Origin of the sequence: Nocardia sp. NPDC056952, assembly GCF_042674185.1 — a bacterium.
Lineage (GTDB): Bacteria > Actinomycetota > Actinomycetes > Mycobacteriales > Mycobacteriaceae > Nocardia.
Genome location: NZ_JBHURA010000006.1, coordinates 355,734 through 381,342 on the forward strand (window position 1 = coordinate 355,734; position 25,609 = coordinate 381,342).

Sequence of the window (25,609 nt, forward strand, 5' to 3'; positions counted from 1 at the left end):
TCCACTATGGCGGCGAGTGCCTCCGAATGGCAGGCTGGCTGCGACCCCGACCCTAGGAGCCCTGCATGCAACCGATCCTGAGCAAGTCCGCCGCCGCCGACCTCATCGTCGCCGCTCGTATCCGCAAGGGTATGACGTGGGCGGGCATCGCGGAATCGATCGGCGCACCCGTGGTCTGGACGACGGCAGCCCTGCTCGGCCAGCACCCGATGACCGAGGAACAGGCCGCCGCCGTCTGCACCCTGCTGGACCTCGACGACACCGTCGCCGAAAGCCTGCGTCTGCAACCCTCCCGCGGCGCCGACCCGGCGAAACTGTCCGACCCCACCATCTACCGCCTCGTCGAAGCCGTCTCGGTCTACGGCCCCGCCCTCAAGGAACTCATCCACGAGGAATTCGGCGACGGCATCATGAGCGCCATCAACTTCAACATCGACATAGCCCGCCGCCCCCACCCCGACGGCGACCGCGTCGTCATCACCCTGGACGGCAAATTCCTCGACTACCGCTGGTGACTCGGGTTCTGTCGACGGTCAGGATCCTTGCTCGGTCCGAGTCCGCGGGATTTCCGTCAGGGTGTCTGCCGGTGTCTCGGGGTCGCCGAGCGCGGGTGAGGTGGGCTCGCCGAGGCGGACGGCGACGACTCCGATGAGGATCAAAGCGCCGCCGAGTAGCTGGATGGGCCGGGGGGCTTCGGCGAGCAGGATCCAGGCGAAGATCAGGGCCGCGAGGACTTCGGTGAGGGCTACGAAGGAGGCCAGGCGGGAGCCGAGGCGGCGGGTGGCGGCGATGCCGGTGACGTAGGCGATGGCGGCGGTGACGATGCCGATGAAGAGGATCGGGATCCACCAGGGGGTGGTGAAGTCGGCGAAGGCGACCCGGTGGGTGGTGGCGTGCAGGGGGACGATGCCGAGGGCGCCCGCCAGGATCAGGGTGAGGCCGCCGATGAGGAGTCCGCCGCAGGCCAGGACGGTGCCGGGGAGGTCGCCGCCCTGGGCGGAGAGGACGAAATAGGCCGCGGCGCCGAGCATCGCGGCCAGGGCCCAGGCGATGCCGATCGGGTCGGTCGACAGGCCGGAGGTCACATCGAGGACGAGCAGCAGGCCGGTGATCCCGAGGGCCGCGCCTGCGATGGTGGCCGCGCCGGGCTGTTGCCGGTGGCGCACCCACAGCCAGCCGACCACGACGATGGGTGCGGTGTATTCGATCAGCAGCGCGGCGCCGACCTCCATGTGCGCGACGGCGTTGAAGTAGGCGAGCTGGGTACCCGCCACGGCGATCAGGCCGTACGCGACGATGAGATTCACGTTGGCGCGCAATAGTTTCCGATTTTCCCGCAGGTGGGGGAGTGCGAGCGGTACGAGAACCACCCCGGCCAGCAGCACGCGCGCGGCGACAACGGCGGCGGCGCTCCAGCCCGCGTTCATCAGCCCACGCGCGAGTGGACCGGACAGCCCGAACGAGGTGGCCGACGCCAGCGCGAGCAGCAGCCCGGACCGCATCCGGATCGCGCTGTCATGAGTCAAAGTCGCCATGACTAATGACGGTAAGCAGCCTGCGGTAATATGTCAATGTGGTTTTTGCTCATGACACCGAGGCGGCCCTGCTGGCGGCGGTCGAACTGGTCAATTCCGCCGAAGACCCCGACACCCTGACCGAGACGGCCCAGCTCGCCGAGTTCTTCGAACGACACGTCTACACGGGCGCGCACACCGGCGACGCGGCCGAACTGACCGCTGTCCGGGCCCTGCGCGCGCCGCTACGCGCGATGCTCACCAGCGACCGCGATGCCGCCGTCACGCTCGTGAACGAGACTCTCGCCGGGCACCGCGCCGTACCGCAGCTGGTCCGTCACGGCGACGTCGACTACCACGTGCACGCGGTCCCGCCGCAAGCACCACTTCCGGTTCGCATCGCCGTCGAAACCGCGATGGCGATGATCGACCTGATCCGCGCCGACGACCTGAGCAGGCTCTCGATCTGCGCCGACGCGGACTGCGCGGGACTGGTACTCGACCTGTCCCGCAACCGTTCCCGCCGCTATTGCAGCACCGCATGCGGCAACCGCAACGCCGTCGCCGCCTACCGCGCGCGTCAGCGCTGAGTGCCGCAGAGACGCCCGAAAAGCTGCGACGACTGGGCTCGTCGCTTCGGCCGTGCATCAGCCCAAAGTGCGCACCTTAGGGCACTTCTTGCCCGCCAGATGGCACTTGTCCTCGAATCCCGCGGGCAGCCAGGTACCGGTCTTCAGCAGCGGGTGGTGCGGGAAGTGCCGCAGGGCGGCGGTGACGAAAAGTAAGACTGCCCAGGGGCTTTGGATCTGGATCTGCTGCAACTTGCCGTCTCGGTCGGGGAATCGGCAGCCGACGCGATCCGGCGCGGTGAGGTCGATGGACTCGAGCGCGGACCAGTACAGCGAGAACGACCGGTCGGGGTTGGTGAGGTGCAAGCGCCGGTCCGAGATCATCACCGACCCCGGCCGTTCCGCCACCCAGCGCGGTTGCGCGGCGGCCGCTGCCTGAGTGCGCCGGGTCCGGTTCACGACGGCATTACCCAATTGTGCGGCCGCGACGATCGGGGCCGGACCGGCGACAGGGCCCCGGCTCCGAGTCCAATTGCCGTCGCCGGTCGCCCGCCACGTGTACCAGTTGACGGCTCCCTCGGCGAGACCGACCTCGCCGGGCTCGATCCGCACCCGCGTCGCCGTGTGCGGGATCAGTCCCACCTCGCCGCGCGCCAGCAGATCGGCCACCCCGCAGGTGTACAGCAGGTAGTCGTCGAACCACGTCCACCCGGCCTGTTCGGCCAGGGCGCGTTCGATATCGGCCAGCGGGTCGAACACCACTCTCATCACCACCCACCCGTGCGGACTCACTGGTGTCAACGGTAGCGGAGACCGGCGGCAACGCGCGGTCGGCGGACAGCGAAAATCAGCGTTCGCTGTCCAGCATCGCCATCTGCTCGGCCGCGTACCGCTCGCCCGCGACGGCGTCGGCCGGTGCTGCCGCCTCGATCACGGCCAGCTCGTCCGGCGTGAGCGAGATCGCGAGCGCCCCGAGCGTCTCGTCGAGGCGCGTCCGGCTGCGCGCGCCGATGACCGGCACGATGTCCTCGCCACGGCTCAGTGCCCAGGCGATCGCCAGCTGGGCGACCGAAACCTGTTTCGTGGCAGCGATATCGGCCAGCGCCTCGACCAAGCGCAAGTTCCTGGTGAGGTTTTCGCCCTGGAAGCGCGGGCTGTGAGCACGGAAGTCGCCGGCCGTCGCAGGCCCGCCGTTGCGGAAGGTATCGCTGAGCAGCCCCCGTGAGAGCACGCCGTAGGCGGTGATGCCCGTGCCGAGTTGCCTGGCGACCGGGAGGATTTCCTGTTCGATGCCGCGGGAGATGAGCGAGTACTCGATCTGGAGGTCGGCGATCGGATGCACGGCGGCGGCCCGTCGCAACGTGTCGGCACCGATCTCGGAGAGTCCGATGTGCCGCACGTATCCCGCCTCGACGAGTTCGCCGATCGCGCCGACGGTGTCCTCGATCGGCACTTCGGGATCCAGGCGCGCGGGCCGGTAGATGTCGATGTGATCGACGCCGAGTCGAGTGAGTGTGTAGGTGAGGAAGTTGCGGAGGGCGGCCGGTCGCCCGTCGAAGCCGCCCCATGTTCCGCCCGGCCCGCGCAGCGCGCCGAACTTCACGCTGAGTACCACGTCCTCGCGGGCGCGTTCGGCGATGGCCTTGCCGACCAGCAATTCGTTGTGGCCGGCGCCGTAGAAGTCACCGGTGTCGATGAGGTTGATGCCCGCGTCGATGGCGGCGTGGAGGGTCGCGACCGATTCACGGTCGTCGGAGGCGCCGTACATCCCGGACATGCCCATCGCGCCGAGGCCGATGCGGCTGACGCGGGGGCCGGTGTCGCCGAGGACGACGGTGGGAATCTGTGAGTTCGTCATGCTTCGAGCCTGCGCCGCGAGCGCGGCTCGCGGCAGAGATCGTTCATCGGGGGATCGCCGGTCCCTGGCTGGGCGGCGCCGTGAAGCGCACCATGGAGACATGGACCGATCCGAGCTGGCCGACTTCCTGCGCCGTCACCGGGAACTGCTCACCCCCGCCGACGTGGGCCTGCCGCCCGGCGTGCGCCGGCGCACCCCCGGTCTGCGACGCGACGAGGTAGCTCTGCTCACGGGCATGTCGACCGACTACTACACCCGCCTCGAACAGGCGCGTGGTCCACGCCCGTCCACCCAGGTCCTCGCCGCGCTGGCTCGCGCGCTGCGCCTGAGTGCCGACGAGCGCGACCACCTGTTCCATCTGTGCGGTCACCCGTCACCGGACCGTGGGCTGCGCGACAAGCACGTCGGTCCCGGGCTGCTGCACATGCTGGACAAACTCGACGACGTCCCCGCCGCCGTGATCACCGATCTCGGCGAGGTCCTCGTCCAGAACCGCATGCACAGTCTGCTGGCCGGTGACCACGGCACCCGCAGAGGCCTCGAGCGCTTCTATTCCTGGCGCTGGTTCACCGATCCGTCGGCGAGAACGCTGTTCCCCGAGTCGGATTGGGCCCGCATGAGCCGCAGCCATGTGGCCGATCTGCGTGCCACCGCGGCACGTCGCGCCGACGATGCCGAAGTCACCGGCTTCATCGGCGACTTACGTCGCAACAGCACGGAATTCGAAGAGCTGTGGAACGAACACGAAGTGGCCGTACGGATCTCCGACACCAAACAGTTCCTGCATCCGGAGATCGGCCTGATCGATACGATCTGCGAAACCCTGCTCACCCCGAACGCCGCCCAGCGACTGCTGGTCTACCTGCCGCGTCCCGGCACCGACGCGGTGGAGAAGATGGCGCTGCTGCGGGTGATCGGCACCCAGCTCCTCAGTCCGACACAGTGATTCAGGGCGCTCCGGTGACATAGGCCAGCGCGGTGTCGATCGCGGGCTGACCTCCTGCCAGCGCGTACCCGGCGAGTGCGCCGATCGCCGCCCCTGCCACGGTGGCGACCGGGACGGTGATGAAGTCCAGGATGAACAGGCCGAGCGGGAAGCCGAGTACGAAACCGATGGCAGCCCCGATGGCGGCGCCTTCGATGATCTTCGGTTGCAGGCGTTGGGTTTCGGCGAAGAAGCGTTCCTGTGCGCTGATGTCGCGCACCGGTGTGGCGGATTCGCTGATCGGGGTGAGGGTCAGGCTGGTGCCCCGCTCGTCGATCGACGGCGTGAGCGGCACCGCGTGCGCACCGACGCGCACGACCATCGGCAGCGCCGCGAGGACCGCACCCGATTCGTCGGTGATCGCGACGACTGTCGCGTCGTGGACGAGCTGGAACCGTCCCGTGTCGATGGTGGTGACCACCGCGCGCCGGTCATCGGTGGCGCTCACCTGGTAGTTCACGCCCTTGTCGATGCCGCGCAACGAGGGCGCCTCGACCGGCTGCTCGGCGACCACCGGGGCGGGCTCGGCGTGCCCGTTCCCGGCTGCCGCCACGATGACCCCGATCGCGAGCAGTGCCGCCCCTATCCCAGTGCCGATCCTCATCCCGCAAGCCTCCCGCTGCCTCACCCGGGACCGATTCGTCCCGTTCGTCGCGGCAAACCTAGCCGTTGCGGCCCCCGTTCGGAAAGTCCACAGCCAGTGGGGCCGGGACGGATCAGCGCCGCGCGTTCGACGGTTCGACGCCGGTCTGTGGACGTCGGGCGAAATCCGGCGCGTGCTCGGGGCGCAGCCCGATACCGCCGAGATAGGCGGTGATTCCGGCGAGCGCGGGCACGGCGTCGACAACCCGCAGCGGCAGGGGCGCGGTGTGCAGTGTTCCCCGCAACGCGGGCGCGATGAGCATGTCGTGTTCGCCGCGCTGGGATCGCTGCGTGAAGCTCGCGGGCAACATCCGCCTGCGCTGCACCTTTTCCAGGTCGGCGGTCTGCACGGTGCCGTCGAGCAGCGGCTGGGCCAGGATGCGCGCGGCCGCGACGGCGTCCTGCACCGCGAGGTTGACGCCGACCCCACCGACCGGTGACATCGTGTGCGCGGCATCGCCGATGCACAGCAGGCCGGGGACGTACCACCGGTCGAGCATGCCCACCGTCACCTCGAGCAACTTGACGTCGTCCCAGGTCCGGATCGCCGCTGTCGCCTCGGTGGACCAGCCGAACAGTTCGCTGACGCGATCGCGCAGCCACCGCACATCGTGGGCGGCGCGAAGCTCTGCGTCACAGCCTTTTTCGATGATGTAGCCGGTCTGGTAGTAGTCGCCGCGGTCGATGGCCACCGCGGAGTTGCCGTTGGTGAAGCGGGCCTGCACGGCACCGCCGTCGGTGTCGTCCTCCGATTTCGGGATGCGGAAGAACCACATGTCCATCGGTACGTCCTCCATGCGCCGGCGCAGGCCCGCGGCCTCGCGTGTCACGGAATCGCGTCCGTCGCAGGCGATCACGAGATCGGCGCGCAGGGCGTGTTCGGCACCGTCGGCATCGAGATAGCGCACGCCTGCCACCCGGCCGGCCTCCTCGATCAGTCCGGTCGCGGTCGAGCGCATGTGCAGGGTGAAGGTCGGTTCCTCGGCCGCGGCGCTGGTGAGCAGGTCGAGGAAGTCCCATTGCGGCACCATGGCGATGTGCCGGTACTTGCCGGGAATTCGGGTGAAATCGGCGGCGACCACCATGCGGTCGCCGGCGTGCATGCACATCCGGGTGAGCTCGGAGCGCGGCAACCGGGCGAAGTCCGCGCCGAGCCCCAGTTCGTCGATCAGTCGCACCGTAGACGGGTGCACCGTATCGCCGCGGAAATCCCGGAGGAAGTCGGCGTGCTTTTCCAGCACGGTCACTTCGACGCCTGCTCTGGCGAGCAGGAGACCGGCCATCGTGCCCGCGGGGCCGCCGCCGACGATGCAACAGGTGGTCTTGTCCATGAGTGTTCCCCCTCGATGATTCCCGCCAAGTTCTACGACAAAGCGTAGTAGTGAATTCGTCGGCCCGTCCAGGGTTTTCCGAAAAGGGGTTGACCGGATGACGTCGCCACGCAATACTGAACTAGATGGTTCAGTATGACTTCCTAGACGCCTCGTTCGGGGCGCTCGCGGACCCCACACGGCGGGGCATCCTCGAGCAGCTCGGGCGTGGGCCCGCGAGTATCAGCGAGTTGGCCGAGCGTTTCGAGATGACCTTGACCGGCATCAAGAAGCACATCGGCCTGCTCGAGGACGCGGGCATGGTGGTCACCGAGAAGCGTGGGCGGGTGCGGTACTGCCGGATCTGTGAGCACGTCTTCGATCGTGAGGTGGCCTGGATGCAGGGTTATCGGCAGATGCTCGAAGCCCGGATGGACCGTCTCGGTGAATTCCTGCAACGAACGGAGCCAGAGCAATGAGCACCACCACCAACGACGCCGTCATCACCTCCACCTCGGACCGCGAAGTCCACATCGAACGCGATTTCGACGCCCCACTGGACCGGGTATGGGACGCCTACAGCCGCATCGAGCAGCTCTCGCGCTGGTGGGGTCGCGGCCATGTGGTCGACGTCGAGCGCTGGGAGTTCCGCAAGGGCGGCCACTGGCGTTTCGTCGAACACGACGGCGACGAGTCCTACGGTTTCGAGGGCCGCTTTCGCGAGATCACCCCGAAGGAACGCATCGTGCAGTCCTTCGAGTGGGACGGCATGCCCGCCCACATCTGCATCGACTCGACCACCTTCATCGATCTCGGCGACGGCCGCACCCGGGTCGCCACCGACAGCATCTTCCACACGGCCGAGGAATGCGCGGGCATGCTCGCCTCGGGCATGGAGGTCGGCCTCAACGACAGCTACCGGGCCCTCGACGCCCTGCTCGCCGGCGGTCGCTGAGCGTGCGAACCCGATGCGGCGCCCGGGAGCCCGCATCGGGTGACAGCGCGGCCCGTTGCGGCGCAGGCTGTTCGGGAGTGCGATTCGGCCTCGGCGCCGAGTCAGAGGTGAGTGCAGCCGGTCGCTCGTTTGCGCGGCTTCAAGCGCAACGGTGGTAGCGGCGGAGCGGGTATCCGCTCCTCAGGGGCGTGGCCGACGACCAGCGGAAAACGGCTGGTGTCGTGGGCTTCCCACGCCTCGCGCGCGTCGACGATCTCCTCGTGACTGCGGCCGACGAAGTTCCACCACATCACCAGTTCCTCGGCGAAGGGCTCGCCCCCGACCAGCGCGAAATGCGCACCGCCGGTGCTGGACAGGCGCAATTCGGTGCGGTCGGTGCCCAGGTACAGCAGCGGGCCAGGGGTGAATTCGGTGCCGTCGATCGTCACCGTGCCCTCGATCACCAGCACGGCGTGCTCGAACGCGCGGTCCAGCGGGAGCGACACCTCGGCGCCGGAGTCGAGCACGATGTCGGCCCCGACGATCGGCGTGTAGGCCTTCGCCGGTGACGCGACACCACCCAGCGCGCCGATCAGGACGGTGGCGCGCAGTCCCGGCGCCGCGTAGGTCGGCAGTTCGCGATGCTGCTCGAAATGCGGGTCGATGCCGGTGGCGGAGCCGGGCAGCGCGATCCACAACTGGAGGCCGTGGCCCGCTTCGGCGCCGGGCACGCCGAACTCCGAATGCGCGATACCGCGACCGGAGGTCATCAGATTCAGCTGCCCCGGCTCGATCTCGACGTCGGAGCCCACCGAATCGCGATGCCGGATGCGGCCGTCGAGCGGCCAGGTCACCGTCTGCAAGCCGATGTGGGGGTGGGGCAGGATGTCGGGGGAGGCGCCGGCCTCGGTCGCGGTGGCCGAACCGAACCGGTCGAGGAAGCACCACGCACCGACGGTCGGCAGATCCCGCTGCGGCAGTGTCCGTTCCACGTACACCCCGCGCACCCCGCCGAGTGGGACCTCCCTGGCCGGATACAACTCGGTGATCGGACCCGGGCGGGGCGACGGCTCACACAGCGCCTCGTCCGGGTCGATCTCCATGTCGCTCATCCGGTGATGCCCTTGCCCACCACGTGCGCGTCGTACTCGGGGTGCTTGTCCAGCCAGCCACGAATGAACGGGCAGTGCGCGGTGATGGTGCGCCCACGCGCGATCACGTCCTCGACGGCCTGGCGGGCGAGGACGCCGCCGAGTCCCTTGCCCGCGAACGCGTCATCGATCTCGGTGTGGATGAAATCGGTGTCGTTGTCGCGCTCGATGTATTCGGCGAAGCCGGCGAGCTCATCGTCGAAGAACACGTCGTAGCGATTCTTCTCCACATTGCGCACGACGCGGCGCTGTGACTCTGCTGTCTCGGTCATCGGCAAACGCTCCTTCCGCACCGACGGCGGTGCGCTGAGGGTCGGCGCGTCGTTGCGTCGACCGTGACGGTAAACAGAACCATTCTTCGGCCGCAGCCTATTCCGTGCGATCGCCGGTCGTCGCGGGACTCTGTTCGCGTCCTGCCGAGGTGAACGTCATATCCGCGTACCGGCTGCCTGCCACCTGTTCGGCGATCGGCTCCAGTGCCGCCAGTTCGTCCGCAGACAGGCGTACCGATGCCGCGGCGACGTTCTCGGCCAGTCTGGTCCGCTTGCGGGTGCCGGGAATCGGCACCACGGACAAGTCGTGCACACCCGCCCTCGCGTGTACCCACGCCAGTGCGACCTGGGCCTGGGTGATGTCGTGCGCGGCGGCGATCGCGGCCAGCGGCGTGAGCAACGCGGCGTTGTGCTGGGCGTTGTCGCCGGTGAAGCGGGGCTGGAACTTGCGGAAGTCCTGGTCGCCGAGCTCTGCCGCCGAGGTGAAAGCACCGGTGAGAAAGCCACGGCCCAGCGGCGAGTACGGAACGAACGCCACACCGAGTTCGGCCGCGGCGGGCACCGCGGTGCGTTCCACGTCGCGGGAGAACAGCGACCACTCCGACTGCAACGCCGCGATCGGGTGCACCGCGTGCGCGGCCCGCAGCTCGTCACCGGTCACCTCGGACAATCCGAGCGCTCGCACCTTGCCCGCCGCGACGAGTTCGGCCATGGTGGCGACGGTCTCCTCGATCGGAACCCGCGGGTCGCGCCGGTGCATGTAGTACAGGTCGATCGTGTCGACGCCGAGCCTGCGCAGGCTGGCCTCGACCGACGCGCGAATGTAGGCGGGGGAGTTGTCGAAGCCGCGGAACGACGGATCGTCGGCCTTGCGCACGATGCCGAATTTCGTGGCGATGAGCAGATTTTCGCGGTTGGCGCGTACGAAGTCGGCGAGGAATTCCTCGTTGTGGCCGGATCCGTACACATCGGCGGTGTCGAACAGGGTGACGCCGAGTTCGAGCGCGTGGTCGAGGGTGGCCCGCGATTCGGCCGCGTCGGTATCACCGTAGAACTCGCTGATGCCCATACAGCCGAGCCCCTGGGTGCCGATCAGCGGCCCGTCGGCGCCCAGAGTCGTGGTCGGCAGTGTCGCGGTGGTGCTCATGTGTCGCTTCCTTCGCTCGTGTGCACGGTGATCGTGGCGGGACGGACTACATCCGATCGGCCTTCGTAGACGGCGATCTTGTAGTCGAGAACGGCCACGGTCTGCTGCAGCTCCGCGATCTTGTCGAGCACGTCGGATCTGGTCTGCCGGAACATCTCCAGCCGATCCGGGTAGGTCTGCTCGCCTGCCCGTACCAGTTCGGCGTAGCGGATCATGTCGGCCACCGGCATGCCGGTGAGCCGCAGCCGCGCGATGAGCGCCAGCCACTCCAGATCGCGGTCGCTGAACCGGCGGTTGCCGGTGTGATCGCGACCGACGTAGCCCATCAGCCCGATCCGCTCGTACCAGCGCAGGGTGTCGCGGCTCAGGCCCGAGCGATCGGCCACCTGGCCGATCGAATACCTCGGGCGTTCGTGCTCGTCGTCGCCGCTCTCGGCGCGCAGCGCCGCGTCCTGATCCATCGTGCTCGTCCCTTCCCGTGGAACTTCCTAGACGGTATCCACCTGGAGTGCACTCCAAGCAATACCTGTTCGCACGGGGACGAGTGAAGTCAGCTGTAGTTCGGCAGCTCCTGGATCGCCCACTTGTTGCCGTCGGGGTCGGCGAAGAAGGTGAACCGTCCCCAGCCCATGTCCTCGACGGGGGTGGCCGCCACACCCGCGGCGATCAGCTGTTCATAGGCCTTGTCGGCGCTGGCCACGACCATCTGCATGCCCTCGACGCTGCCCGGCGCGGCGCTGGTGAGCCCGCGGCCGATGCAGATCGAACACCCCGAACCCGGCGGTGTGAGCTGGACGAATCGGATCTCCGGCGACGGCGTGTGGTCGTGATCGGCGTTGAAGCCGATGCTGGTGTAGAAATCCTTGGCCCGGTCGACATCGGTGACCGGGATGGCAACGAGTTCGATTTTCCAATCCATGTGGTCGAGCATGACACGGTGGTCCGACGGAAACGTAGTGTGGATCACATGGCTGGTAAGGACATCGACCGCGTCAGGGCCCGCTCGGCTTGGGAAACGGTCAAGGAGAGCCCGGTGATCACCGCGATCGCGGTGGCCCCGGTGGTACTCGTGCTGGGCGTGGTCTGGGCGCTGACGAACGGATTCGTCGCGTTCGTGCTCCTCGTGCTGCTGGGGGTGGGCATCGTCGTCGGCGGCAAGCTGCTCAAGTGAGCGGCATCGAGTGAGATCAGCGCGGGACGTGGAACGTCGTGAGTTCGCCCGTGCCGGGGCCGAGCTGTGCCCATGGCCGATCGAATTCGAGCACGGCCAGCGCCGAGGTGGGGAACTTGCGGCTGAGTTCGGTCGCCTGATCGGATTCGCGGTTGCCCGCCAGCTCCCACGCGGTCCAGGGAATCCCGGGCACATGGCCGACGATGAGCAGTGTCGAGATCGTGTCGTCGGTGAGCCCGATCAGTTCCATGAGGGTGTGCGGGTTCGCGTCGTAGATGTCGTCGGTGTACTCGACGGGCGCGGTGATGCCGGTGGCCGCGAGGGTCTGTCTGGTGCGCTCGGCCGTCGAGCAGCGCACCGCGTCGATCGGCGGCGCGGCGGCGCGCAACCAGTCCCCGGCCAGCGCCGCTTCGCGCTCGCCACGCGGTGCGAGCGGGCGCGCGTGGTCGTCGACGTTGTCGGGATAGGCCGATTTTCCGTGCCGCATCAGGATCAGGGTCGCCACCATGAGACCACCGTAATCCTGGGCAGCGGTGAGGTAGCAGTCACACTCGAGGCACACTGAAAGCTGCGTCACCATCGATGGGTTCGTGGTTCACCCGCCACGGGCCTTGATAGGGGGCGTCTCGAGCCACCGACCACACATTTCGAGGATCTGCACCTATGGCCTACGTCATCACGCAGCGTTGTTGCAACGACGCCAGCTGCGTCACCGAATGCCCGGTCGACTGCATCCGCCCGACTCCGGATCAACCGGAGTTCGCCACGGCGGAGATGCTGTACATCGACCCCGACACCTGCATCGACTGCGGTGCCTGCGTTGACGCGTGCCCGGTGGACGCGATCTTCTCCGAAGATGACCTGCTGGCCTCGCTGTCCAGATATCGCGAGATCAACGCCGCCTACTTCCAGCGTCACCCGCTCGAGTCGAACTTCGACCCGCTGAGCACGCCGGTCCGCCCGCCCAAGAGCCTGGGCACGCTGCGCGTCGCGATCGTCGGCGCGGGCCCCGCTGCCTGCTACGCCGCCGACGAACTGCTGCGGCGCAGCGATGTCGAGGTGGAGATGTTCGACCGGCTGCCGACTCCGTGGGGTCTGGTGCGCGCGGGCGTCGCCCCCGATCACGCGGGCACCAAGGGCGTCGCCGAGATGTTCGAGTCGGCGTTCCGCCGCGACACGCTGCAGTACTACCTCAATGTCGAGGTCGGTGAGCACATCGATCACCAGGAGCTCCTCGACCACCACCACGCGGTGATCTACGCCGTCGGCGCCTCGAGCGACCGCGCGCTCGGCATCCCCGGTGAGGACCTGCCCGGCAGCCACTCGGCCACCGAGTTCGTGGCCTGGTACAACGGCCACCCCGACTTCGCCGAGCGTGAGTTCGACCTGTCCGGTGAACGTGCGGTGATTGTCGGCAACGGCAACGTGGCCCTCGATGTGGCGCGCGTGCTCACCGGCGACCCGGACGAGCTCGCCAAGACCGACATCGCCGACCACGCGCTGGACGCCCTGCGGCGCAGCAACATCCGCGAGGTGGTGATCCTCGGGCGACGCGGGCCGCTGCAAGCTGCCTACAGCTCGCCGGAGTTCCTGGCGCTCACCCATCGCACGGGCGTCGATGTGATCGTCGACCCCGCCGATATCGAACTCGACCCGCACAGCCGCGCGTTGCTCGACGATCCGAACATCGAACCCTCGTTGCGCCTGAAGTACGAGCTCGCGCAAGAGTATTCGGCGGCCGCGCCCGACCTGTCGAACAAGCGGATCGTGTTCCGCTACCTCGCCACGCCGACCGCCGTGCACGGCACCGACGCGGTCACCGGGATCGAGTTCGCGCACAACGAATTGACCGAGGAGAACGGGCAATTGGTGGCCACCGCCACCGATCGCACCGAGACCATCGAGACCGGCCTGGTGCTGCGCTCGATCGGCTACCGCGGTGAACCCGTCGCCGGCCTGCCCTTCGACGAGCGTCGTGGCACCGTGCCGAGCGAGCACGGCCGGGTCATCGACGCCGCCGAGCCCGTCCCCGGCGTCTACGTCTCCGGCTGGATCAAGCGCGGCCCGCGCGGGGTGATCGGCTCCAACCGGATCGACGCCGAGGAGACCGTCGAAGCGGTGATCGCCGACTTCATCGCGGGCAAACTCACCGCGCCGACCGGCGACCGCGCCGCACTGCGGGCACTGCTCGCGCAGCGCCAGCCCGATCTGGTCGACCGCAAGGGCTGGAAGACCATCGACCAGGCCGAGAAGACCGCGGGCAAGGCGGCAGGCAGGCCGCGGGTCAAGTTCACCACCCGCGCCGATCTGCTCAAAGCAGCCAAGGGCTAGGTGCAGAGCCGGCACGGGACCCGCGGCGCCGGGTTCCCGTGCCGGCCGCGCCATAGCAACGGCCGCAGGCCGGGTTGAGAGCACGCGGCGCCGGCCGCCGAAATCACGGCAGCGGCATGATCCGGACGACGGTGGTGGTGACGCCGCCGACCACGAACCACAGTCGCAGCACCATCTGCCCGGTCCGGTCGCCCGGTTCGTGGCGGGCGCGCACGGTGATGTGCTCGCGGGCCAGCACCGGCGCCACGTACTCGATCACGGCGCGATGCGGTCCGGCGACCAGCTTCGGGAAGTCGACCAGGAACTGTTCGACGGCCTGCCAGTAGCAGGCGTTGTTGACGTGGTTGTACTGGTCGATATCGGTCGCCCGCACCGGGAACGGCAGGTCGGCGTCGGATTCGCGCGGCGCCGGATCGGTGAGATAGGGCCGCCAGCGCAGGCGATGCTCGTCGGTGGATCGGGCCAGGTAGGCAAGGCCGTCGTCGCTGATCCGGGCGGGCAGATTGCTCGACTCGCTGAGGTTGATCCAGAATCCCTCGGTCTCGATCAACCCACCGCGTTCGCTGGTGATCCGCGTGCGCATATTCGTCCACCGGGTGGACATCGACGAACACCAGCGCTCGAGATGCACGTGATCGGGCCACACGACCGGGCGGATCACGTCGATGACGGTGCGGCGCACGATCCAGGTGGGGTCGGTGAGATGCAGCGCGGTCTGATTGAGCTCGTCCCAGGCGATGTCGGACAGGTAGCGCGCAACGGCGTCCAGACGGAGTCGTTGATAAGGATCCACGTCGCCTGCCCGGACGGGCCACGCCGTGGCGAAACCCGTGCCCTCCTCGGGAAGCGGGGCCAGTGGCTGATCGAGTGACACGTGTGCTCCTTGCGCGACACACCAGTGCGCCGCGACTTCTTGCGTAGTTCTGTAGACGACTTTACGGGTCGCAGATCACACCCTCGCGCCGAGCCGGGAGTAGCGGTACCAGGTGTGGGTCACCAAGGGCGTCGCAGCGGGGTTGTCCTACATGACAGACCTATCCGCGCCCAGGTAGCCTGCTGTAATGGCCGGCGGAGCGATGGCGGGCTCGATGTTCGGGCGCTATGAAATTCGCAGACTTCTCGGAGTCGGCGGTATGGGGGAGGTCTACGAGGCCTACGACACCTCCAAGAATCGTGTTGTCGCCCTCAAGATGCTCAACCGTGAACTCGCCGGTGATCCCACCTTCGTGCAGCGCTTCCGCCGCGAATCGCAGGCCATGGCGAGCGTGCAGGAGCCCCACGTCATCCCGGTGCACGACTGGGGCGAGGTCGACGGCGTTCTCTACATCGACATGCGCCTGGTCAAGGGCGTCGATCTCAAGGAGCGCTTGCAGCAGCACGGCAGGCTCACGCCGGTGGAGGCGGTGCAGGTGGTCGAGCAGATCGCGTTCGCGCTCGACGCCGCCCACGAGGTCGGCCTGGTCCATCGCGACGTGAAACCGGGCAACATCCTGCTCACCGGCAACCTGTTCGCCTACCTGGTCGACTTCGGCATCGCCCACACCGCCACCGACCCGCAGCTCACCAGCGCGGGCAGCGCGGTCGGCTCGATGGCGTACATGGCGCCGGAGCGGTTCGAGAGTGTGCCGATGTCGCCGTCGGTGGACACCTACGCGCTCACCTGTGTTCTCTACGAATGCCTGGTGGGCCGGGTGCCGTACCCGGTGAACAGCCTCGCGGGCGCGATCGGCTCGCATCAGATGGCGCCCGCCCCGCGCCCCAGCGCCGCCGACGCCACGCTGAGCACCTTCGACCCGGTCGTCGAACGGGGCATGGCCAAGCGCCCCGACCAGCGCTACGCGACCCCCGTCGACCTGGCCCGGGCCGCCAGAGCGGCGCTGATCCAAGCCGAACGCTCTACTCCCGCAACGGTATCCGGGCCCCGGATCGAGATCACCGGCCCGCAGACACCGCCGAGCCGGTCCGGCGATCTCGCTTCCCCGCCGACAACCCGCGGCTCTGCCGTCGTCTCGGCCGACTCGCAAGCCCCGCCGACTCGCGACTCCGTGGCCCTTTCGCCCCCCACCCGGGATTCCGCGGCGCTGTCGCGTGACTCGCCGTCGCGCCCGACGATCCACGGCGCGGCAGCCTATTCCGCCGAACCGTATTCGCCGCGTCGTGTGACCGGCCCGCAATCCGCCGGACCGCAGCCGACGCGCCGGGTGACCGGACCCCAACCCACAGGTGCGTACCGGGCAACGGGGCACGAGCCCACGGTCCTGCGTGCCGCACCCGGGGTGACCGGTCCCGGCCAGGGGAGTGGCTACACCCATCCGTCGGCACCGCTACCGATTCCCCCGCAACGTAGTTCGGCCACCCCGGTGCTGGCCGGTGCGCTGGGTTCGCTGATCGTGTTGGCGGCGGTCGGGATCGGGGTGTGGTTCATGATGACCGTCGACGACCGCCGCGATGTGGCTGTGCCGCCGCTGCCCGCGTCCGGCGTCGTCGATCCCTCGGTGATCGAGACCGTCAGCCAGACGGTCCCCACCACGGAACAATCGCCGATCACGACCACCGTCCCCCCGCTGCAATCGAGTGTCTCCGGCGCCGACGGCCAAGGTTTCCTGACCGCGGGCCCGCGGTGCAACGACAACGACGCCGCGATGTCCATCGCCCGCACCACCAGATCGCGTGTCGTCATCTGTCACACCGGTGACCAGCGGTATTACTACAAGGGTGTACGCGCCAGCGACGGCGCCGGCATCGAACTCGATGATCCGGTACCGAACGGCGGTGGCGCGTACACCGTCACCAACCCGACCGACGGCACGCAGTACCAGCTCGACTCCTCCGGTCTGACGATCATCAAGGCCGGTTCGGTGCTCGCCAGCGAGCCGGTCACCGAGTTCGCCCATCGCTGATCCCGCCGGCGGGTTATGTTCGCGGGTGAATGTCATCAAGAGAGGTGTCGGAAATGCGCGCAGCCCAGGTCGGCAAGTTGGACGGACCGTCGGCGATCGAGATCGTCGATCTGCCCGAGCCGGTGGCCTATCCGGGCGGTGTGCTGATCGACGTGCACGCCGCGGGCATCGCCTTCCCCGACGTGCTGATGACGCGCGGTCTCTACCAGATGAAGCCGGGCCTGCCGTTCGTCGTCGGCGGCGAGGTGGCCGGTGTCGTGCGCGAGGCTCCGGAGGGTTCGTCGCTGCGCCCCGGTGACCGGGTGGCCGCGCTGACCATGCTCGGCAACGGCGTCGCCGAGGTGGCGGTCTCGCCGGAGCACGCGGTGTTCGCCCTGCCGGACAACGTCTCTCTCGAAGCCGGCGCGGGCGTGCTGTTCAACGACCTCACCGTCCACTTCTGCCTGACCAAGCGCGGCAGGATGGCCGAGGGCGAGACGGTGCTGGTGCACGGCGCGGCAGGCGGTATCGGCACCTCCACGCTGCGCATGGCCAGGGCGCTCGGCGCGGGCCGGGTGATCGCGGTGGTCAGCACCGATTCCAAAGCCCAGGTGGCCAAGGCCAATGGCGCCACCGATGTGGTGCTGACCGAAGGCTGGCTCGCCGCGGTGAAGGACCTGACGGACGGTCGTGGCGTCGACATCGTCCTCGACCCGGTCGGCGGCGACCGCTTCACCGACAGCGTCCGTTCCCTAGCGGGCGGCGGCCGCCTGCTGGTCGTCGGTTTCACGGCGGGGGAGATCCCGACGGTGAAGGTGAACCGCCTGCTGCTCAAGAACGTCGAGGTCGTCGGCGCGGCCTGGGGCGAATGGGTGATGAGCCACCCCACCTACCTCGCCGAGCAGTGGGCCGAGATCGCCCCGCTGCTGGCATCCGGCGCGATTCCGGCTCCCGACCCGGTGCTGTACCCGCTGGAGCGCACCGCCGAAGCCGTTGCGGCACTGGACAACCGGACCGCCACCGGCAAGGTGGTCGTGCGGCTGCGCTGACCGCGCCGACTGTCACAGGTCGGCGGTAATGTCGGCGGGTCATCGCGGGTCGACGAAGGAAACCGAATGCAGCTGTCGAACAGAACGCTCAACCGGACGTTGCTGGCCCGGCAGCATCTGCTGGAGCGCTCGACGCTGACCACCGACCAGATGTGCGAGCACCTGGTCGGCTTGCAGGCCCAGGACGTACCGCCGCCGTTCATCGGCTTGTGGAGTCGGATAGCCGATTTCGATCCGGCGACGGTATCGAAGGGCCTCGATGATCGGTCGCTCGTGCGGATCACCTTGATGCGCGGCACGATTCATCTCGTCACACCGCTCGACGCGTTGCGGATCGCGCCGCACATTCAGCCCGAGCTCGAGAAAGCCCCGTTCCGTAAGGGTTTCAACTACGGCGCGATGGTCGGCCTCGACCCCGACGAGGTGCGCGCGCACGGGGAGGCGGCGCTCGGCGACGAACCGATGTCGGCGGCGGATCTGCGCGCCGAGGCCACCCGCCGCTTCCCCGACCGCGATGCCGGTGCGGTCGTGCAGACCTGGCTGTACCAGCTTCCCGTGCTGCAGACCCCGCCGCGCGGCCGCTGGGGCGACAACAGCCGCCCGGTGTGGTCGCGCGTGCAGCCCTGGCTCGGCGCACCACTCGACCCCGGCTACCCGGTGCCGGAACTGATCCTGCGGTACCTGCGCGCCTTCGGTCCCGCGAGCACGATGGACATGCAGGCGTGGTCACGCCTGCCCGCCATGAAGAAGGCCGTCGCCGAACTGGGCGACCGGGTGCGCACCTACACCGACGCCCGCGGCCGCACCCTCTACGACGCGGCCGACCTCGAACTCGCCGATCCCGACCTGCCCGCGCCGGTCCGGCTGCTCGGCTGGTACGACAACGCGCTGCTGTCGCACCAGGACCGCGCGCGGATCACCGGCCACGACAACCCGCCGACCCTGCGCGCCTTCGCCACCAATGTCTCGCCGATCCTGATCGACGGTTTCGCGGCCGGGGTGTACAAGATCTTCGTCAAGTCCGGTACCGCTCGCCTGCGGATCAGTCCGGCCCGCCCGTGGACGAAAACCGAAGCGGCGCAGGTGGAAGCGGAAGCGGGTGCCTTGCTCGCCTTCCTCGAGGCCGAATCCGAACCCGTCGTCGAGATCCTCGAGCCCGGCGCCGACCTTCGCCCGTGACATCGCTTTAACGTCGGGGCAACAACGGCTTCCTAGGGTCGGTCCCACGTCGTTCATGGCTGCAACGGACGACGCGCTCCGCTGAAAACGGCGAGCTGTCCAGCCGCATCCCGAAAGAGGTGCGCGCATGGATTCTGCCGCTTCCGTCGTCATCACCGATGTCACGGCCTACACCGAAACAGGCTGGACACCGGCCGAAATCGTGGTGCGCGACGGCATCGTCGTCGCCCTGTGGGCCGGTCCCGAGCACGCCGATCTGCCCCGTTCGGACGGTGGCGGTGGCTACCTGCTTCCCGGCTTCGTCAACACCCACACCCACCTCCAGCAGGCTGTCCTGCGTGGGGTCGGCGAGGGCCTGCCACTGCTGGAATGGCTGCGCTGCGTCGGCGAACACACCGTGGCCGCCACCCCGGAACGGACCTACCTGTCGGCGCTGGCCGGCGGTCTGGAACTGCTGCGCAGCGGCGTCACCACGGTCGTTGAACACCTGTGGCCCAACCCGTCCGACGAGGTCCACCAGGCGATGCTCCGCGCCTTGCGGGAACTGGGCATCCGCGTGGTCTTCGGTCGCGGCATCGCCGACCGGGCCGACATCACCCGCAAATGGGGCCTCGACCCGCGCCTGCTGCAACCACTCGACGAGGCGCTCGCCCACGTCGACGAACTCGACAAGCAGCTGCTCGGCACCCGCATCACCACCGCGCTGGCCGTCCCCAACCCGCGCTGCCTCACCCCCGACGGCATGGCGGCCGCTCGCGAGTACGCGCAGTCCACCGGCAAGACGGTGTCGATACATGTTCTCGAGACCACCACCGACGACGACATGTGCCGATTGCACGCAGGCGCAGGCGCCGTCGACTATCTCGACGCGAGCGGTTTCCTGTGGGATCGCACATTGGCCGTGCACTGCGTCAACCTCGACGACCACGGCCGCGAGGTCTTCGCCGAGCGCGGCGTCGCGGTCTCCTACAACCCGGTCTCGAACATGCGCCTCGGCAGTGGCGTCGCCCCCGTTCCGGCAATGCTCGAAGCAGGCATCGATGTCACCCTCGGCGTCGACGGCGCCGCCAGCAACGACACCCAGGACATGCTGCTGGCCCTGCGCATCGGCGCATACCTGCAGCGTGCGGCCCACAAGAAGGCCGATCTGCTCGGTGTCGAGCAGATGCTGCACATGGCGACCGGCGCGGCAGGACGAGTGCTCGGCCGCCCCGCGCGCGCCGGCATCGCGATCGGTGACCGCGCCGACCTCACCCTGGTGCGCTTCGACCGCGACTTCGCCTGCCTGCCGGTTCTCGACCCCGGTGCCACCCTGCTCACCGCCGCGTCACCGCGCGTGATCGACACCGTGTGGGTCGACGGCGAGGCCGTGATCCGCGACGGCCTCAGTACCCGCGTCGATCATCAGGATCTCGCGCGACGTCTGATCCGCATGCGATGACTGTTAATCCATCGGAAACGAACGACACATTGCATGTAATTCAGCTAGATCAAACTGAATCTGCCCCAAGGTTGCACGCAAAACCGATATACCGCAGGAGAAGGTGATCACGGTGACGCTCTACGACACGGTGAACGACGCCGACGCGAGGACGCTGCTGTCCGGCATGGAGGTTTCCTTCGCCGGTGTGAGCAAGCGCTTCGGCGGCGAAGGCGGCACACTCGCCCTGACCGATGTCGACCTCGCCATCCGCGAAGGCGAATTCGTCGCGGTGGTCGGCCCGTCCGGCTGCGGTAAGTCGACGCTGCTGCGCCTGGCGGCCGGTCTCGAGCCGGTGAGCTCGGGAGCCGTTGCGGTGCGCACGAATTCGATCGGCTTCATCTTCCAGGAAGCCACGCTGCTGCCGTGGCGCAAGGTTCGCCGCAATGTCGAACTCTCGGCCGAACTGGCCGGGGTCGATCGCAAGACGCGCCGCGACCGGGTCGAGCGGGCGATCGAAGCCGTCGGCCTGGCCGACTTCGCGAACAAGCTGCCCAGCCAGCTCTCCGGCGGCATGCGCATGCGCGTCTCGCTCGCCAGGGCGCTGTCGCTGGAACCGCGCCTGATGCTCCTGGACGAACCGTTCGGCGCGCTCGACGAGATGACCAGGCTGAACATGCAGGAGGAGCTGCTTCGCCTCTACCGCGACAACGCCTTCACCGCCCTGTTCATCACCCACTCGGTCTCCGAGGCCGTATTCCTCGCCTCGCGGGTGGTGGTGATGTCGGCCAGGCCGGGCCGCATCCACGAGGTGATCGACGTCGACCTGCCCTACCCGCGAGAACGCGAACTCCGCTTCGAACCCGCGTTCACCCAACTCGTCTCGCGCATCTCGCGCTCGTTGAAAGAGGCTGCCTGATGGTGAGTGTCGCGGCCCGGGTTCCCGCCGCCACGAAGATGCAGCTGCCCACCGCGCACCTGCGCAAATTCGGCAGTTCGCTGGTAGCGCCGATTGTTTCGATCACCTTGGCGCTGGCAGCCTGGTACGCGGTATCGATGCTGATCCTCAGCGAGGGCCGTCGTTTCCTGCTGCCACCGCCGCACGTGGTGTTCCGTGAATCGCTGGCCGATCCGAAGAAGCTCGAGGTGATGCTCGAGGCGCTGGCCGTCACCGCCAGGGTCGCGATCACCGGCCTGCTGATCTCGGCGGTGCTGGGGGTGGCGATCGCGGTCCTGATGAGTCAGGCCAAACCGATCGAGAACGTGGTCTACCCGTACGCGGTTGTCCTCCAAGCGATCCCGGTGCTGGCAGTGGTCCCGCTCATCGGCTTGTGGCTGGGCTACGGCTTCGCCGCCCGCACCACCGTGTGCGTGCTGATCGCGATCCATCCGATCATCGCGATGACCCTGTTCGGTATCAAATCCGTCGACGGCAATCTCCAAGAGCTGTTCACCCTCGGCCGAGCGGGCCGTCTGCGCCGCCTCTGGTCGCTGCAACTGCCTGCCGCGCTGCCCTCGACACTGACCGGATTGCGTACCGCCGCAGGACTTTCTGTCACCGGCGCCATCATCGGCGACATGTTCTTCGCGCAGGGCAAACCCGGCATCGGCACCCTGCTCGACACCTACCGCGCCCGCTTGCAATCCGAGGATCTGATCGGTGCGCTGCTGCTGGCCGCCCTGTTCGGCGTGCTCGTGTTCACCGTGTTCACGGTCATCCAGAAGGTCAGCGTCGGCCGCTGGCACAACTCCGCCCAATAGCTCGACAGGACTCCCCATGAAGACACCTCCCTTGCGCCGCCTCGGTTTCGCCGCGCTGGCTGTGCTGCTGGCGGGCACCGCGTCCGCCTGTTCCGACGACACCACCGCCGCCCCCGCTGTCGCGCTCGAACCCGCGCCTGCCGAACAACAACTCGCCGGCGCCTGCCCCGCCACCGTGGTCGTTCAGCTCCAGTGGGCACCGGAAACCGACTCCGGCCCCATCTTCGGTCTGCTCGGGCCCGGCTACACGGTCGACGCCGACAACAACAAGATCACCGGCCCGCTCGTCGCCGACGGCAAGGACACCGGCGTGAAGCTGGAGATCCGGGCGGGCGGCCCGGCCATCGGCTTCCAGACCGTGCCGTCGCAGATGTACGTCGACCAGAGCATCACCCTCGGTCTCGCGCACTCCGAGCACGCCATCGCCGCCTCGGGTCAGCAGCCGATCGTCGCCGTCACCACGCTGCTGCGCAACAGCCCGCAGATGCTGATGTGGGACCCGAAGACCAACCCGGACTGGAAGGGCATCACCGATATCGGCAAGTCCGGCAAGCCGGTGGTGGTCTCCAAGGGCCAGCTGTACCCGGACTGGCTGGTCGCGCGCGGGCTGGTGAAGAAGGAGCAGGTCGACGCCTCCTACGACAACTCGCCCTCGCGCTTCGTCACCGATCCGTCCTTCGCTCAGCAGGGCTTCGCCAATGCCGAACCCTTCACCTACGAGCACGAGGTGCGGGCCTGGAACAAGCCGGTCGGCTACCAGCTGCTCAAGGATGTCGGCTACGAGGGATATGCCCGCACCGTCAACGTGCGCGCCGACAAGCTCGCCGCGCTGCGTCCGTGCCTGCGGAAGCTGGTGCCGATGATCCAGCAGGCCACGGCCTCCTTCAAAGCCGATCCCAGCCACGTCAACGACGTCGTCGTCGATGTGGTCGAGCAGAACCCCAAGCTCAATCCCTACAGCGCCGAACTGGCCGAATTCGGGTCGAAGGCCCTCATCGACGGCGGCCTGATCGGCAACGACACCGACGGCGTGCTCGGCAGTTTCGACGAGGCCCGCGTCCAGCGCATCATCGACGAATTCGGCCCCATCCTGCGAGCGGGCGGCGCGAACGTGCCGAACGGCCTGACCGCGAAGGACCTGGTCACCAAGGAATTCCTCGACCCCGCCATTTCCGTCACCGGCTAAGGAGACACCCATGACCACCAGCTACGACCTGTCCGAAGTCTCGCGTGAGAAGCAGATGGGTGGTCTCGGCAAGGAGACCACCGACCGCGAGATCCGCGTCATCGACCTCACCGACTTCGACAACCGTCGCGCCGAGATCACCGAGGAACTGTGGGCCGCCGCCACCGAGATCGGTTTCTTCCAGCTCTCCGGCCACGGCATCCCGCAGGACCTGATCGACGAAATGTTCGGCACCACAGCCGATTTCTTCGCCCTCCCCGAGCAGATCAAGGGGCAGTACCCCCTGGTCAAGCAGAACAACGCGGGCTGGGAGAGCCTGAGTCAGGTGCGCCCGTCCATCGGCGTGCCCGATCAGAAGGAGTCATATCAGATCACCCGGCCACACATGGACGAGTTGTGGCCCAGTGAGGCCGAGCTGGCCGGATTCCGTTCCCGGGTCCTCGATTTCGAGAGCCGGGCCTGGGAAGTGGCGATGCGGGTGCTGTCCTGCTTCGCCGATCGCCTCGGTTTCGAGCGCGAGCACTTCACCGCCGCACACGATCCAGGCTCCGAGACCTACCAGAGCGCCCTGCGGCTGCTGCACTACTTCGCCGTACCCGAGGAACTGCGCGGCGTCCCCGGACGGTGGCGGGCCGGCGCGCACACCGACTTCGACTGCCTCACACTGCTTTTCCAGCGGGACGGACAGGGCGGACTCCAGGTGTGTCCCGGCAAGGAGATGGAAGAGCAGGAGTGGACTTCCATCACTCCTTCGTCGAGCCTGATCACCTGCAATATCGGTGACATGCTCACCCGCTGGAGCGACGACCTGCTGCCGTCGAACTTCCACCGCGTGCGCAGCCCCGGCGAGGGCGAATACCAGGGTGAGCGCTACAGCATCGCCTACTTCGCCCAGGCCGATCGCGACGCCGTCATCCAGGGGCCCGCGGGCAAGTACCCGCCCGTCACCGCGGCCGACTTCCTGACTCAGCGGGTACAGGCGAACTACCGCCCCCAGGGATAATCACCGCAACCAACGGAAAGGGCACTGCGATGACCGAAGCCTCGCTGCTCGGCCAGTCTGTCCATCGACGGATCCGGCAGATGGTCCTCTCCGGCGAGCTGACCTCGGGCCAGTCGCTCAGCGTGCCCGCGCTGGCGACCGAGCTCGGGGTCAGTCGCAGCCCCGTCCGGGAGGCGGTGCAGCAGCTGATCTACGAGGGTCTCGCCGTCAGCGCGCCGCACGCCGGGGCGAAGGTGGCCGCCGTCGACGACGACCGCATCCGCGATGTCCTGGCGGTCCGCGCCGCCCTCGACGGCCTCGCCGCGGCCGCGGCCGCCACCCGGCTCACCGAGGCCGATCTCGACAAGCTCAGCGGCATCATCACCGCCCAGCAAGCGCATCTGGACGACCCGGCCGACCCCGCTCGCGACGCCCAGCTCGACCTGGAATTCCACACCTTCATCCGCGACGCCTCCGGCAACGCGTGCGTCGTCGACGAACTGGCCCGCCTGGAAGCCCAGGCCCACCTCTACCGGGGCGACCTGTGGTGCTCGGCCCGCAACCGCCGCGTCGCCCTGCGCGAGCACCGCCGCATCGTCGAAGCCCTCGAATCCGGCCACCCCGAGTCCGCCCGCGCGGCCGCCGAGGCGCACGTGCAGGGTCTGCTCACCCGCCTCGCCAGGCAATAGCGGCTCCGCCCGAGTCGGCTTCCGGCAGTAGCCGTCAGCGGTGATCGCGGTACGCGGGGGCTTTCGCGGTCCCCGCCGGGGTCAAGGTGTGCAGCAGCGGCATGGTCCGATGCGCGACCACCGTCGACAACACGACCACACTGTGCGACCGCACCACCGACCCCGTCCGATCGATGCTCAACAACACCGCCTGCAAACCGGCATGGGAATCGGCCCCGATCCGGCACAGCACGTCACCGGAGCCGGTCGTCGCGTACGCCTCGAGCACTCCCGGAATCGCCGCCAGCTCCGCGCTCACGGTATCCAGCGCGCCCTGCGCGATCTCCAGGGTCACGAACGCCTGTACATCGAAACCCGCTGCGGTGACATCGATCTGCGGATCGTAGGAGGCGATCACCCCGGATTCCTCCATCCGGTTGATCCGCGCCTGCACCGTCGCCCGCGCGACCTTCGTCCGCCGCGACAGTTCGAGAATTCCGGCCTTCTGGAACTCGTGCAGCGCGGTGAGGATCGCCAGGTCGAGTTCGTCCAATTTCGCGGGGGTGCGCATGCGAAGACCTCCATGTCCGGTTGCTATTCA

At 68.2% G+C, this 25,609-nt stretch carries 29 protein-coding genes; 16 read left to right on the forward strand and 13 right to left on the reverse strand.

Features of this window, described 5'->3' with window-relative positions:
- Window positions 1–65 precede the first annotated feature (65 nt).
- On the forward strand, window positions 66–515 hold the full coding sequence (cynS, locus tag ACFTS5_RS22880; RefSeq protein WP_378634279.1) for a cyanase: 450 nt from the start codon (window positions 66–68) through the stop codon (window positions 513–515).
- Window positions 516–533: 18 nt separating this feature from the next.
- Here the strand turns inward: cynS and ACFTS5_RS22885 are convergent, their stop codons facing one another.
- Window positions 534–1,535 carry a DMT family transporter gene (locus ACFTS5_RS22885; RefSeq protein WP_378634281.1) on the reverse strand — a complete coding sequence of 334 codons (1,002 nt, stop codon included), beginning with the start codon at window positions 1,533–1,535 and terminating at the stop codon, window positions 534–536.
- A gap of 38 nt (window positions 1,536–1,573) precedes the next feature.
- Between ACFTS5_RS22885 and ACFTS5_RS22890 the strand changes: the two genes are divergently transcribed.
- Window positions 1,574–2,104, forward strand: a complete 531-nt coding sequence (locus ACFTS5_RS22890) for a CGNR zinc finger domain-containing protein (protein WP_378634284.1) — start codon at window positions 1,574–1,576, stop codon at window positions 2,102–2,104.
- 57 nt (window positions 2,105–2,161) lie between these two features.
- Here ACFTS5_RS22890 and ACFTS5_RS22895 read toward each other — a convergent pair whose 3' ends face one another.
- Both ACFTS5_RS22895 and ACFTS5_RS22900 read right to left on the reverse strand, forming a co-directional pair.
- Complete coding sequence (locus ACFTS5_RS22895; RefSeq protein WP_378634287.1) at window positions 2,162–2,875, reverse strand: hypothetical protein; 714 nt, start codon at window positions 2,873–2,875, stop codon at window positions 2,162–2,164.
- Window positions 2,876–2,930: 55 nt separating this feature from the next.
- The gene (locus ACFTS5_RS22900; protein ID WP_378634289.1) at window positions 2,931–3,941 is read right to left on the reverse strand and encodes an aldo/keto reductase; all 1,011 of its coding nucleotides are present in this window, start codon (window positions 3,939–3,941) and stop codon (window positions 2,931–2,933) included.
- 100 nt (window positions 3,942–4,041) lie between these two features.
- Here ACFTS5_RS22900 and ACFTS5_RS22905 point away from each other — a divergent pair, with 100 nt between their 5' ends.
- The gene (locus tag ACFTS5_RS22905; RefSeq protein WP_378634292.1) at window positions 4,042–4,887 is read left to right on the forward strand and encodes a helix-turn-helix transcriptional regulator; all 846 of its coding nucleotides are present in this window, start codon (window positions 4,042–4,044) and stop codon (window positions 4,885–4,887) included.
- Window position 4,888: 1 nt separating this feature from the next.
- On the opposite strand, the gene ACFTS5_RS22910 is transcribed toward ACFTS5_RS22905, so the two are convergent.
- Entirely contained in the window at window positions 4,889–5,530 is a 642-nt protein-coding gene (locus ACFTS5_RS22910; RefSeq protein WP_378634294.1) for a hypothetical protein, read from the reverse strand.
- Between the two features lie 112 nt (window positions 5,531–5,642).
- On the reverse strand, window positions 5,643–6,899 hold the full coding sequence (locus ACFTS5_RS22915) for an FAD-dependent oxidoreductase (RefSeq protein WP_378634297.1): 1,257 nt from the start codon (window positions 6,897–6,899) through the stop codon (window positions 5,643–5,645).
- 125 nt (window positions 6,900–7,024) lie between these two features.
- On the opposite strand from ACFTS5_RS22915, the gene ACFTS5_RS22920 reads away from it, so the two are divergent.
- On the forward strand, window positions 7,025–7,357 hold the full coding sequence (locus ACFTS5_RS22920) for an ArsR/SmtB family transcription factor (RefSeq protein WP_378634300.1): 333 nt from the start codon (window positions 7,025–7,027) through the stop codon (window positions 7,355–7,357).
- Window positions 7,354–7,833, forward strand: a complete 480-nt coding sequence (locus tag ACFTS5_RS22925; RefSeq protein WP_378634302.1) for an SRPBCC family protein — start codon at window positions 7,354–7,356, stop codon at window positions 7,831–7,833. The genes ACFTS5_RS22920 and ACFTS5_RS22925 overlap by 4 nt, the downstream gene beginning before the upstream one ends.
- A gap of 101 nt (window positions 7,834–7,934) precedes the next feature.
- Here the strand turns inward: ACFTS5_RS22925 and ACFTS5_RS22930 are convergent, their stop codons facing one another.
- From ACFTS5_RS22930 to ACFTS5_RS22950, 5 genes are all read right to left on the reverse strand, one after another.
- Entirely contained in the window at window positions 7,935–8,924 is a 990-nt protein-coding gene (locus ACFTS5_RS22930; protein WP_378634305.1) for a pirin family protein, read from the reverse strand.
- The gene (locus ACFTS5_RS22935) at window positions 8,921–9,235 is read right to left on the reverse strand and encodes a GNAT family N-acetyltransferase (protein ID WP_378634307.1); all 315 of its coding nucleotides are present in this window, start codon (window positions 9,233–9,235) and stop codon (window positions 8,921–8,923) included. The genes ACFTS5_RS22930 and ACFTS5_RS22935 overlap by 4 nt, the downstream gene beginning before the upstream one ends.
- 97 nt (window positions 9,236–9,332) lie before the next feature.
- The gene (locus ACFTS5_RS22940) at window positions 9,333–10,382 is read right to left on the reverse strand and encodes an aldo/keto reductase (protein WP_378634310.1); all 1,050 of its coding nucleotides are present in this window, start codon (window positions 10,380–10,382) and stop codon (window positions 9,333–9,335) included.
- The gene (locus ACFTS5_RS22945; RefSeq protein WP_378634312.1) at window positions 10,379–10,843 is read right to left on the reverse strand and encodes a MerR family transcriptional regulator; all 465 of its coding nucleotides are present in this window, start codon (window positions 10,841–10,843) and stop codon (window positions 10,379–10,381) included. Before ACFTS5_RS22945 ends, ACFTS5_RS22940 begins: the two co-directional genes overlap by 4 nt.
- A gap of 89 nt (window positions 10,844–10,932) precedes the next feature.
- Complete coding sequence (locus ACFTS5_RS22950; protein ID WP_378634314.1) at window positions 10,933–11,301, reverse strand: VOC family protein; 369 nt, start codon at window positions 11,299–11,301, stop codon at window positions 10,933–10,935.
- A gap of 48 nt (window positions 11,302–11,349) precedes the next feature.
- On the opposite strand from ACFTS5_RS22950, the gene ACFTS5_RS22955 reads away from it, so the two are divergent.
- On the forward strand, window positions 11,350–11,553 hold the full coding sequence (locus ACFTS5_RS22955; protein ID WP_056816178.1) for a hypothetical protein: 204 nt from the start codon (window positions 11,350–11,352) through the stop codon (window positions 11,551–11,553).
- A 16-nt stretch (window positions 11,554–11,569) separates the two neighbouring features.
- Here the strand turns inward: ACFTS5_RS22955 and ACFTS5_RS22960 are convergent, their stop codons facing one another.
- On the reverse strand, window positions 11,570–12,061 hold the full coding sequence (locus tag ACFTS5_RS22960; protein WP_378634316.1) for a SixA phosphatase family protein: 492 nt from the start codon (window positions 12,059–12,061) through the stop codon (window positions 11,570–11,572).
- Window positions 12,062–12,216: 155 nt separating this feature from the next.
- Between ACFTS5_RS22960 and ACFTS5_RS22965 the strand changes: the two genes are divergently transcribed.
- Complete coding sequence (locus ACFTS5_RS22965) at window positions 12,217–13,884, forward strand: FAD-dependent oxidoreductase (protein WP_378634318.1); 1,668 nt, start codon at window positions 12,217–12,219, stop codon at window positions 13,882–13,884.
- A gap of 103 nt (window positions 13,885–13,987) precedes the next feature.
- On the opposite strand, the gene ACFTS5_RS22970 is transcribed toward ACFTS5_RS22965, so the two are convergent.
- A complete protein-coding gene (locus tag ACFTS5_RS22970; protein WP_378634320.1) occupies window positions 13,988–14,758 on the reverse strand; it encodes an acyl-[acyl-carrier-protein] thioesterase in 771 nt (256 codons plus the stop codon).
- 187 nt (window positions 14,759–14,945) lie between these two features.
- On the opposite strand from ACFTS5_RS22970, the gene ACFTS5_RS22975 reads away from it, so the two are divergent.
- The 9 genes from ACFTS5_RS22975 (at window position 14,946) to ACFTS5_RS23015 (ending at window position 25,029) form a co-directional block, all read left to right on the forward strand.
- Window positions 14,946–16,784, forward strand: a complete 1,839-nt coding sequence (locus ACFTS5_RS22975; protein WP_378634322.1) for a protein kinase — start codon at window positions 14,946–14,948, stop codon at window positions 16,782–16,784.
- 53 nt (window positions 16,785–16,837) lie between these two features.
- Window positions 16,838–17,812: an NADPH:quinone oxidoreductase family protein gene (locus ACFTS5_RS22980; RefSeq protein ID WP_378634324.1), complete on the forward strand. Its 975-nt coding sequence runs from the start codon at window positions 16,838–16,840 to the stop codon at window positions 17,810–17,812.
- Between the two features lie 66 nt (window positions 17,813–17,878).
- On the forward strand, window positions 17,879–18,991 hold the full coding sequence (locus ACFTS5_RS22985) for a winged helix DNA-binding domain-containing protein (protein ID WP_378634326.1): 1,113 nt from the start codon (window positions 17,879–17,881) through the stop codon (window positions 18,989–18,991).
- Window positions 18,992–19,118: 127 nt separating this feature from the next.
- On the forward strand, window positions 19,119–20,432 hold the full coding sequence (locus ACFTS5_RS22990) for an amidohydrolase family protein (RefSeq protein WP_378634328.1): 1,314 nt from the start codon (window positions 19,119–19,121) through the stop codon (window positions 20,430–20,432).
- Between the two features lie 112 nt (window positions 20,433–20,544).
- Window positions 20,545–21,330, forward strand: coding sequence for an ABC transporter ATP-binding protein (locus tag ACFTS5_RS22995; protein ID WP_378634331.1), 786 nt, complete (start codon window positions 20,545–20,547; stop codon window positions 21,328–21,330).
- Complete coding sequence (locus ACFTS5_RS23000; protein ID WP_378634334.1) at window positions 21,330–22,172, forward strand: ABC transporter permease; 843 nt, start codon at window positions 21,330–21,332, stop codon at window positions 22,170–22,172. The genes ACFTS5_RS22995 and ACFTS5_RS23000 overlap by 1 nt, the downstream gene beginning before the upstream one ends.
- 16 nt (window positions 22,173–22,188) lie before the next feature.
- Entirely contained in the window at window positions 22,189–23,358 is a 1,170-nt protein-coding gene (locus tag ACFTS5_RS23005) for an ABC transporter substrate-binding protein (RefSeq protein ID WP_378634336.1), read from the forward strand.
- A 10-nt stretch (window positions 23,359–23,368) separates the two neighbouring features.
- Window positions 23,369–24,361: an isopenicillin N synthase family dioxygenase gene (locus tag ACFTS5_RS23010; RefSeq protein WP_378634339.1), complete on the forward strand. Its 993-nt coding sequence runs from the start codon at window positions 23,369–23,371 to the stop codon at window positions 24,359–24,361.
- A gap of 29 nt (window positions 24,362–24,390) precedes the next feature.
- Window positions 24,391–25,029: a GntR family transcriptional regulator gene (locus tag ACFTS5_RS23015; RefSeq protein ID WP_378634342.1), complete on the forward strand. Its 639-nt coding sequence runs from the start codon at window positions 24,391–24,393 to the stop codon at window positions 25,027–25,029.
- Between the two features lie 34 nt (window positions 25,030–25,063).
- Here the strand turns inward: ACFTS5_RS23015 and ACFTS5_RS23020 are convergent, their stop codons facing one another.
- Entirely contained in the window at window positions 25,064–25,579 is a 516-nt protein-coding gene (locus ACFTS5_RS23020) for an Lrp/AsnC family transcriptional regulator (RefSeq protein WP_378634344.1), read from the reverse strand.
- Window positions 25,580–25,609: the final 30 nt, after the last annotated feature.

What these genes read in the sequence shown, in the direction of transcription:
- cynS (WP_378634279.1), top strand. Translation starts at nt 66, where the DNA reads ATGCAACCGATCCTGAGCAAGTCCGCCGCCGCCGACCTCATCGTCGCC.
- ACFTS5_RS22885 (WP_378634281.1), bottom strand. Translation starts at nt 1,535, where the DNA reads ATGGCGACTTTGACTCATGACAGCGCGATCCGGATGCGGTCCGGGCTG.
- ACFTS5_RS22900 (WP_378634289.1), bottom strand. Translation starts at nt 3,941, where the DNA reads ATGACGAACTCACAGATTCCCACCGTCGTCCTCGGCGACACCGGCCCC.
- ACFTS5_RS22905 (WP_378634292.1), top strand. Translation starts at nt 4,042, where the DNA reads ATGGACCGATCCGAGCTGGCCGACTTCCTGCGCCGTCACCGGGAACTG.
- ACFTS5_RS22910 (WP_378634294.1), bottom strand. Translation starts at nt 5,530, where the DNA reads ATGAGGATCGGCACTGGGATAGGGGCGGCACTGCTCGCGATCGGGGTC.
- ACFTS5_RS22915 (WP_378634297.1), bottom strand. Translation starts at nt 6,899, where the DNA reads ATGGACAAGACCACCTGTTGCATCGTCGGCGGCGGCCCCGCGGGCACG.
- ACFTS5_RS22920 (WP_378634300.1), top strand. Translation starts at nt 7,025, where the DNA reads ATGGTTCAGTATGACTTCCTAGACGCCTCGTTCGGGGCGCTCGCGGAC.
- ACFTS5_RS22925 (WP_378634302.1), top strand. Translation starts at nt 7,354, where the DNA reads ATGAGCACCACCACCAACGACGCCGTCATCACCTCCACCTCGGACCGC.
- ACFTS5_RS22930 (WP_378634305.1), bottom strand. Translation starts at nt 8,924, where the DNA reads ATGAGCGACATGGAGATCGACCCGGACGAGGCGCTGTGTGAGCCGTCG.
- ACFTS5_RS22935 (WP_378634307.1), bottom strand. Translation starts at nt 9,235, where the DNA reads ATGACCGAGACAGCAGAGTCACAGCGCCGCGTCGTGCGCAATGTGGAG.
- ACFTS5_RS22940 (WP_378634310.1), bottom strand. Translation starts at nt 10,382, where the DNA reads ATGAGCACCACCGCGACACTGCCGACCACGACTCTGGGCGCCGACGGG.
- ACFTS5_RS22945 (WP_378634312.1), bottom strand. Translation starts at nt 10,843, where the DNA reads ATGGATCAGGACGCGGCGCTGCGCGCCGAGAGCGGCGACGACGAGCAC.
- ACFTS5_RS22950 (WP_378634314.1), bottom strand. Translation starts at nt 11,301, where the DNA reads ATGGATTGGAAAATCGAACTCGTTGCCATCCCGGTCACCGATGTCGAC.
- ACFTS5_RS22955 (WP_056816178.1), top strand. Translation starts at nt 11,350, where the DNA reads ATGGCTGGTAAGGACATCGACCGCGTCAGGGCCCGCTCGGCTTGGGAA.
- ACFTS5_RS22960 (WP_378634316.1), bottom strand. Translation starts at nt 12,061, where the DNA reads ATGGTGGCGACCCTGATCCTGATGCGGCACGGAAAATCGGCCTATCCC.
- ACFTS5_RS22965 (WP_378634318.1), top strand. Translation starts at nt 12,217, where the DNA reads ATGGCCTACGTCATCACGCAGCGTTGTTGCAACGACGCCAGCTGCGTC.
- ACFTS5_RS22975 (WP_378634322.1), top strand. Translation starts at nt 14,946, where the DNA reads ATGGCCGGCGGAGCGATGGCGGGCTCGATGTTCGGGCGCTATGAAATT.
- ACFTS5_RS22980 (WP_378634324.1), top strand. Translation starts at nt 16,838, where the DNA reads ATGCGCGCAGCCCAGGTCGGCAAGTTGGACGGACCGTCGGCGATCGAG.
- ACFTS5_RS22985 (WP_378634326.1), top strand. Translation starts at nt 17,879, where the DNA reads ATGCAGCTGTCGAACAGAACGCTCAACCGGACGTTGCTGGCCCGGCAG.
- ACFTS5_RS22990 (WP_378634328.1), top strand. Translation starts at nt 19,119, where the DNA reads ATGGATTCTGCCGCTTCCGTCGTCATCACCGATGTCACGGCCTACACC.
- ACFTS5_RS23000 (WP_378634334.1), top strand. Translation starts at nt 21,330, where the DNA reads ATGGTGAGTGTCGCGGCCCGGGTTCCCGCCGCCACGAAGATGCAGCTG.
- ACFTS5_RS23005 (WP_378634336.1), top strand. Translation starts at nt 22,189, where the DNA reads ATGAAGACACCTCCCTTGCGCCGCCTCGGTTTCGCCGCGCTGGCTGTG.
- ACFTS5_RS23010 (WP_378634339.1), top strand. Translation starts at nt 23,369, where the DNA reads ATGACCACCAGCTACGACCTGTCCGAAGTCTCGCGTGAGAAGCAGATG.
- ACFTS5_RS23015 (WP_378634342.1), top strand. Translation starts at nt 24,391, where the DNA reads ATGACCGAAGCCTCGCTGCTCGGCCAGTCTGTCCATCGACGGATCCGG.
- ACFTS5_RS23020 (WP_378634344.1), bottom strand. Translation starts at nt 25,579, where the DNA reads ATGCGCACCCCCGCGAAATTGGACGAACTCGACCTGGCGATCCTCACC.